Annotated in this window: 1 protein-coding gene; it reads left to right on the forward strand. The window is 65.1% G+C overall.

All coding sequences use genetic code 11. The annotated features are described in order from the left end of the window. The coding region (locus AC30CM_RS27315; RefSeq protein WP_490120024.1) for a hypothetical protein at window positions 1-273 on the forward strand (273 nt) is incomplete at its 5' end. Window positions 274-395 lie beyond the last annotated feature (122 nt).

A 395-nucleotide genomic window follows, 5' to 3' on the forward strand; every position in this document is an offset into this window, starting at 1 on the left:
CAGGGGGTGATCGACGCCTTGGCGCTCGGGACCAAGGGTGTCGAGGGGATCACCGCAAGTGGCGACATCTCAGTGGGTCGTGTCTCCATCGCTGGCGACATCGCCACGGTGTCCTGGGTGGGCCGGCTCTGCCGAGTGGCAAAGGACTCGGCCAAGCAGCAAACGAATGACTGTGTTCACAACGACGACCCGGCCGCCCAGTCCCCGCTCTTCCTCGTTCACCTCGTGCGGAGCACGGACGATCATTGGCTCGTGGCACTCGGCGGCACGTAGGACCGGCCTCGACAGACACCGCGTCGGAGTCCGGCCAGAGCGACGAAGATTGGAGCAGCTATGCGGCACCCTTGGGCTTACCTACTCTGGATCGTCGTGGGCGGTCTGCTCGCGTTCGGCTT

Source organism: Mycobacterium sp. DHQP2018-32-09 (genome assembly GCF_058148405.1).